The organism is Streptomyces sp. SID3343, assembly GCF_009865215.1.
Taxonomy (GTDB): domain Bacteria; phylum Actinomycetota; class Actinomycetes; order Streptomycetales; family Streptomycetaceae; genus Embleya.
The window spans coordinates 1-7,043 of sequence record NZ_WWJX01001386.1 but is presented as its reverse complement, the minus strand read 5'-3'; the positions used below and the strand labels follow the sequence as shown (position 1 = coordinate 7,043).

Below are 7,043 nucleotides of genomic sequence, written 5' to 3'. Positions count from 1 at the left end.
GCGCTGCGGTTTCGGTTTGGCCGGGTCGGGTCGGGTCGGGAGTGGTTCCCGCCCGCAGCACCCGTTGCGTCGGGTTTCGGTGGCTGCGGTTTCACGGCGAACGGGGTGGCGTGGTCCGGCTTCGTGGCCAAGGGAGCGGGACTCGGTTGCGGCGCCGGCGCGTCGTGCCTCGCGAGCCGGCAATATGTGGCAGTGATCGTCGACTGCGCCATCTATACCAACGGACGCCGGACCGAGGGGCCCGCCGACTTTTCCGATGCGCTCGACCAGGCGCGGAAGATCGGCGACTCGTTCCTGTGGATCGGGTTGCACGAGCCGACACCGAGCGAGTTCGAACTCGTGACCAGCGAGTTCGGGCTGCATCCGCTCGCCGTCGAGGACGCGTTGCACGCGCATCAGCGGCCCAAGTTGGAGATGTACGACGACTCGCTGTTCCTCGTGCTCAAGACGCTCCACTACTACGACGAGACGTCGTCCGTGGAGACCGGCGAGTTGATGATGTTCATCGGCGACTCGTTCGTGGTGACGGTTCGGCACGGGCCGGGCGCCGAACTCAAGTCGGTACGCCGGCGCGTCGAGAAGCAGCCCGAGCTGCTCAAGCACGGCCCGGGCGCGGTCCTGTACGCGGTCTCGGACGCCGTCGTCGACGCGTACCTCGCGATCGCCGGCGAACTGGAGACCGACCTGGAGGAACTGGAGGAACGGGTGTTCTCCGCGAGCCGTGAGAACGACGCCGAGCGGATCTACCTGCTCAAGCGCGAGGTGTTGGAGTGCCGCCGCGCCGCATTGCCGCTGATCGAGCCGATACGCAAGCTCGCGACCTCGGATGTGGCGTTCGTACCGTCGGAGACCCGTCCGTTCTTCCGCGACGTCGCCGACCATGTGACCAGGGTCACCGAACAGATCGAGTCCTTCGACCGGTTGCTCTCCGACGTGCTCGGCGCGCATCTCGCCCAGGTGGGCGTGCGGCAGAACGAGGACATGCGCAAGATCTCGGCCTGGGCCGCGATCTTCGCCGTGCCGACGATGATCGCCGGTGTGTACGGCATGAACTTCGAGCACATGTGGGAACTCAAAGAGCCGTGGGGATACCCGGCGGCCGTCGCGCTGATGGTGTTGGCGTGCCTGGGATTGCATCGGATGTTCCGCCGGAGCGGCTGGCTCTGACCGGTCGGGTCGGGCGGTCAGGTCGGTTGGTCAGGTCGGTTGGGTCGGTTAGGTCCGGTCTGGTTCGGGGCGGTCCGTTCCGTTTCGGTGGTGGGTTTCGTGCGGCGGCGCCGTGTCCTTCGGGGAATGTCGTCGTTGTACCGGATACCGGCCGTGGCGGGGATGCACTGGACTCCCCCGCCGCGGCCTGATTCCGTACCGTGATCACTCAAGCGGTGGACCCTGGCGAAGGCCGAGCCGGACTCTCGTAGGCTTCTGCTTGTACAGACGCGGCGGAAGCAGGTGGGGATGTTCGGCAAGTCGGGCAGGCAGCGCACATCGGGGACGCGCCCGGCCCAGGTTCCGGGGGCCGGAGCCGCCGGGGCCGACTGGTCTTCGCATACCCAGTTGGAAGACGCCGTACGGTCCTATCTGTTGCACCCGGACGTGGCCTTGGAGGCCCTCGGTTCGGTGCTCGGGCGGCGCCCCGTGCGCGGCTTCACGCTGGAGCGGGTCGTCGACATCAACGCCAACGGCACGTCGGTGTGGCAGGAGGCCGCGGTCTGCGACGACCGGCGGCTCGTGCTGTGGCACAGCGAGGACATGACCGACCCGTCCGCTCCCGGCGGCACGGTGCTGGATTCGTCGGTCCAGGTGATTCCGCTCGGCTCGGTGTCGCATGTCGGGATACGCACACTGGTCGGCACCGACACCGACGGAGAACGTCAACTCCGGGGCGCGTTCGTCTTCTTGGCGACACCGACGCTCCAGGAGGTGGCGACGGTGCGCGGCGAGGACGGCACCTCCACCGGCCGCTTCCGGCAGGAGGCGTACCGGTTCAGCAAATCCCTGGAGGACGGCGGTCCGGGGCAGATCCGCCGCCTGCTCGAATTCGCCGAGGTCATCGCGGCCAGGGTGCCGGGGCCGAGGTAGCGGATCGCGCCCGCCGAGGTGGGGGATCGCGCTCTGACGGTTCGGATGCCTCGGCTGCCGCATTTTGTTTTCCGCGACGTTTTTCTACCAGTGACGTTTTCCGAAGTGCGCGGAGCCGAGGGGCGGTTCGCTTCCCCTCGGCTCCGGGGCCGGGTTCGGCTCCGGGTTCGGCTCCGGGGTTCGGCTCCGGCTCCGGTTCGCCGGTGTGCGTAGCTGTCTGTCTGTCCTTCTGCCTGCCTGCCGTCAGCCTCGGCCCGACAGGTCCAGTGCCTCGGCGGCCACCCGCAGCGCCGCGATGCGCTCGTCGAGGGTGTTGCCGTTCGGGGCGATGGTCAAGGTGGTGACGCCCGTGTCGGCATACGCCTGCATGCGGTCGGCGATGCGCTCCCTGTTGCCGAGCAGCGAGGTCTTGTCGATGAAGTCGAAGGGGACCGCCGCGCCGGCGCCGGCGTAGTCCTTGGCCAGGAACTTGTCCTGGATCTCCCGGGCTTCGGCGTCGTAGCCCATCCGGACCGCGAGGCGATTGTAGAAGTTCTGCTCGCGGCTGCCCATGCCGCCCACATACAGCGCCGCGTAGCCGCGCACCTGATCGGCGGCGAGCTTCGGGTCGTCGCTAACCACGAGCGGCACGGTGGGGACGACGTCGAAGTCGGCGATCGTGAGGCCGGCCTTCTCGCGCCCCGCGCGGATGTGCGCGAGCGAGACCTCGGAGTGCTCGGGCGCGTAGAAGACGCCGAGCCAACCGTCGGCGATCTCGCCGGCGAGTTCGAGGTTCTTGGGGCCGACGGCGGCGATGTACAGGGGAATGTGCTCGCGCACCGGGTGCACGGTGAGCTTGAGCGCCTTGCCGGGACCGCCCGGGAGCGGCAGCGTCCAGTTGGCGCCCTGGTGGTCGACGCGCTCGCGGCGCATCGCCTGGCGGATGACCTCCACGTACTCGCGGGTGCGGGCGAGCGGCTTGTCGAACTTGACCCCGTACCAGCCCTCGGACACCTGCGGCCCGGACACGCCCAGGCCGAGCCGGAACCGGCCGCCGGAGAGCACGTCCAGGGTCGCCGCGGTCATCGCGGTCATCGTCGGTGTACGGGCCGGGATCTGGAAGATCGCCGAGCCGACGTCGATCCGGGTGGTCTGCGCCGCGACCCACGACAGCACGGTGGCCGCGTCCGAGCCGTACGCCTCCGCGGCCCAACACACCGCGTAACCGAGCCGATCGGCCTCCTGAGCGACCGCCAGGTTGTCGGCGTCGTTGCCTGCGCCGAAATAGCCGAGGTTGATACCGAGTCGCATATCCGCGGACCCCCTGTTCGGCGCCGCCGTGACGACGCCTCGATGACGTGGACGAGTGGACGATGTGGGCCGACCCCGACGGCCTTCCGGTCCGGCCGACGATACCGCGAGACCTACCAGCCGGTAACCGCCTGGCCGACGTTCCGCCGAACGGCCCCGCCAACGCCGACGAGGGCAGGGGAACGGCTAGTCTCCGGTGCCATGGAGCAGCGACATCTCGGCCGCACCGGCCTGCGGGTCTCCCGCATGGGGCTGGGCACCATGACATGGGGCCGAGACACCGACGAGCACGACGCGGCAGACCAGATGAAGGCATATCTGGACGCGGGCGGCACACTCGTCGACACGGCCGACGTGTACGCGGACGGCGAGGCCGAGTACATGATCGGCCGGCTGCTCGACGGCTACATCCCGCGCTCGGACGTGGTCATCGCGACCAAGGCCGCGAGCGTGCCGTACAGCGAACGCCGCTTCGACAGCTCGCGCGGCTACCTGCTCCAGGCCCTGGACCACTCGCTCGCGCGCCTGGGCACCGACTACGTCGACCTGTGGCAACTGCACGCGTACGACCCGTCCACGCCACTGGAGGAGACCCTGCACGCCCTGGACCTCGCGGTCACGAGTGGGCGGGCGCGGTACGTGGGCGTGTCCAACTTCTGCGGTTGGCAGCTCGCCAAGGCCGCGACGTGGCAACTCGCGGCGCCGGGGCGGGTGGTGGTGGCGAGCGCGCAGATGGAGTACTCGCTGCTGCAACGCGGCATCGAACGCGAAGTCCTGCCGGCCGCACTCGACATGGGCGTCGGCCTGCTCCCGTGGTCGCCACTGGGCCGGGGCGTCCTGACGGGCAAGTACCGCCACAGCATGCCGGCCGACTCCCGCGGCGCCTCGGCCCACATGGGCCCGTTCGTCGCCCCCTACCTGGACGACCACTCCCGCCGCATCGTCGACGCCCTGGCCACCGCCGCGGACGGCCTGGGCGCGGCCCCCATCGAGGTCGCCCTGGCCTGGGTCCGCGACCGCCCGGGCGTGGTCGCCCCGATCGTCGGCGCCCGCAACGCGGCCCAACTGCGCGCCTCGCTGGCAGCGGAGCAGGTGATCCTGCCGGAGGAGATCAGGACCGCCCTGGAGGACGTCTCCCAACCGATGACCGGCTACCCGGACCACGACTGGAGCCAGGCCGCCGGCCGATGAGCACGGAGCGGGGCGGGCTCGGGGCGTGGCTGGTGGGGGCGGGGGAGCGGTCGCTGTCGGCGGCCGCGCGCGGCTTCGGGTTTCGGCTTCCGGTACCGGCTTCGGGTATCGCCTTGGGGTACCGGCTTCGGGTACCGGCTTCGTTTCCGCAATGGATGACCCCGGGGCTCGCGCCGGTACCGCGTGCCGACCACGCTTGTGGGGCCGCGAGGGGAACCCGTCCCCGCCCGGCGCGCATGGCGGGAGCTCGGCCGGGCGGGCGGTAGGAGGCCGGGATGCACCGGCCGCGGGCACGGAACGCGCTGGTGGGGGTGTCGGTTGGACGAGGCGCACCCGGCGAGGTCGGTCCAGCCGTGACCGAGTGCTTGAGCCGACGGATCAGCGCTCATGGGCGACGTGATCGTGGAAGACGTGCTGTTTCCCGGACTTGGAGGGCCTGCTGGTACAGGACGTCGATCTCCACGGGACCAGGGTCCTGGTGGCGACGCGAACGAGTGCGGCCGGGGCGGCGTGTCCGGCCTGCGGTTCCTGTTCAGGGCGGGTCCACAGCGGTCACGAGCGTCGAATCACGGACGCGGCGGTGGGTGGTCGTCGTGTCGTCGTTCGCCTGCGGGTCAGACGGTTTCGCTGTGATGCGCCGACGTGTTCGCGCACGACCTTCGTGGAGCAGGTGGCCGGTCTGACCTGCCCGTACGGTCGCCGGAGCGCTCGCCTGCACTCGGTCCTGACAGCCGTCGCGCTGACGCTCGCGGGCCGGGTTGGGCGCGGTGGTGCGAGGCGCGGGGGTTGCCAGCGGTGCGGGGCGCGGTGGCGTGCGCGCTGGGGTGCGCGGTGGCGTGAGTGGTGTGGTGCGTGAGGTCTGCGATGCGGATCGGCGGGCGCCCCGTAGGCGGACACGCCGTCGGCGAGTCGGCGGGTGTTGGCTGTTTTGTCGCTGGGGGTTGCCTTGGTGGGTGGGGTTGGGTGGTGGGTTGGGCTTTGTGTGTGTGCGGCGAGTCGGGGGGTGTTGGCCGCCTTGTCGTTGAGGGTTGCCTCGGTGGATGGGGCTCGATGGTGAGTCGGGCTTTGTCCGCCCGTGTCTCCGTTTTCCTTTGCGGACGAGGTGAAGGAGCGCGCCGGTCGCTCCTGCGCGGAATGGGGTTCGTGCGTTGGTCACGCGGCCGAGTCGCTTGGGAGACTCGCGTCGCGGGCGTCGCGGGAAGTGCGTGGGTGTGGCGTGGGGTGAACATGGCCTGGTTCGGACGGGAGTTGTGCGGTTGTGGGGGTTCCTTGGGTGGCGGGTGGTCCGGGTTGCTCGGTGCGTATGGGTGACGTGGGTCGTTCCGGGCGTACGGGGCGTCAGGGCAAGTCGATAGCTTTGGTGGTTCGATGGCATGGGCAGCTCGGATATTTCGTGTAATTCAGGTGATTTCGGTGATTCGGGTGGCGGCGCGGCGGATGGGCAGCAGGGCGTGAACGCGAAAGAGGCGGCGGGAAACGGAACCGAGGGTGCGACCGGCGCAGGGTCGTCGGCCGGCGACCCGGGCGCAGGCGACGTCACGGACGTATCGGGCCCGAGCGGCCCGAAAGGCGACGCCCGCATCGACTCGAACCCGGGAGACGGCAAAGCCGCTGACCCTTCGAGCGCCGGCGGCCGGAGCGACGAAGAGGCCGAGGATCACCGCGAGCCGGCTCCGCCCAACGACCCCGCCGCCGCGGAACCGGACGACGGGCCGGCCGCCGCCGCCCACTTTGGACGAGGCCGCGACCGGGCCCCCCACACGGATCCGAAGCCCGATCCGGTGGCCCTCCTACGCGAGCAACTCGCCGCCCTGGCCCAAGGCGCGCCCCCTCGCGCAGTCGTCGCCTTGGCGGGCCCGATCGAAGCCCCGCGGGAGCGCAAAACCAAGCCGGACACCGTCGAACCCGACGAGGGCGGCGCTGACCACGCGTACCCGGCCCAACAGCCCGAGCCGACACCCGAGAGCAGTGCTCTCGGAGACGCGGACGAAGCCGGGCTGGCGCCGCCGAAAACCGAGAGCAGTGCTCTCGCGAACTCAGATGAAGCCGAGCCGGCATCACCAGAAACCGAGAGCAGTGCTCTCGCAAGTCAGGGTGGGGCAGACTCGATGTCGCCGAACACCAACACCGAGAGCAGCGCTCTCGCGAACGCCGGCACCGCCAAGTCCGAATCTCCCATAACCGAGAGCACTGCTCTCGAAACCTCGGACATCGACGCATCGGCCAAACCCACTGACGAGAGCACTGCTCTCGAAAAGGCTGCCGTAGCGGGAGGGTTGGGCCAGGATCGCAAGAGCAGTGCTCTCGAAGGTGAGCACGCCGGCGCCGAATCTTCGCCGGACTCGGGCAACGAGAGCACTGCTCTCGAAACGGAGGTTGGGGTAACCAAGCCGGATCGGGAGCGTGAGAGCAGTGCTCTCGGTTTCGCTACTGGCGAGGGCGAGGGCGAGGGCGAGGGCGAGGGCGAGGGCGAGGGCGAGGGC

General features: G+C 69.9%; 6 protein-coding genes. 5 read left to right on the top strand and 1 reads right to left on the bottom strand.

Going from position 1 to position 7,043, the window contains the following annotated elements; all coding sequences use genetic code 11:
• The first annotated feature begins 192 nt into the window (after positions 1-192).
• Entirely contained in the window at positions 193-1,167 is a 975-nt protein-coding gene (gene corA, locus GT354_RS44210; RefSeq protein ID WP_161362838.1) for a magnesium/cobalt transporter CorA, read from the top strand.
• 387 nt (positions 1,168-1,554) lie between these two features.
• Positions 1,555-2,079 carry a hypothetical protein gene (locus GT354_RS44205; RefSeq protein ID WP_237536060.1) on the top strand — a complete coding sequence of 175 codons (525 nt, stop codon included), beginning with the start codon at positions 1,555-1,557 and terminating at the stop codon, positions 2,077-2,079.
• 243 nt (positions 2,080-2,322) lie between these two features.
• Here GT354_RS44205 and GT354_RS44200 read toward each other — a convergent pair whose 3' ends face one another.
• Positions 2,323-3,369, bottom strand: coding sequence for an LLM class F420-dependent oxidoreductase (locus GT354_RS44200; RefSeq protein WP_161362834.1), 1,047 nt, complete (start codon positions 3,367-3,369; stop codon positions 2,323-2,325).
• A 201-nt stretch (positions 3,370-3,570) separates the two neighbouring features.
• Here GT354_RS44200 and GT354_RS44195 point away from each other — a divergent pair, with 201 nt between their 5' ends.
• From GT354_RS44195 to GT354_RS44185, 3 genes are all read left to right on the top strand, one after another.
• The gene (locus GT354_RS44195; RefSeq protein ID WP_161362832.1) at positions 3,571-4,560 is read left to right on the top strand and encodes an aldo/keto reductase; all 990 of its coding nucleotides are present in this window, start codon (positions 3,571-3,573) and stop codon (positions 4,558-4,560) included.
• A 478-nt stretch (positions 4,561-5,038) separates the two neighbouring features.
• Entirely contained in the window at positions 5,039-5,416 is a 378-nt protein-coding gene (locus tag GT354_RS44190; RefSeq protein ID WP_346012453.1) for a transposase family protein, read from the top strand.
• A gap of 517 nt (positions 5,417-5,933) precedes the next feature.
• On the top strand, positions 5,934-7,043 hold a 1,110-nt coding region (locus GT354_RS44185; RefSeq protein ID WP_161362828.1), incomplete at its 3' end, for a hypothetical protein.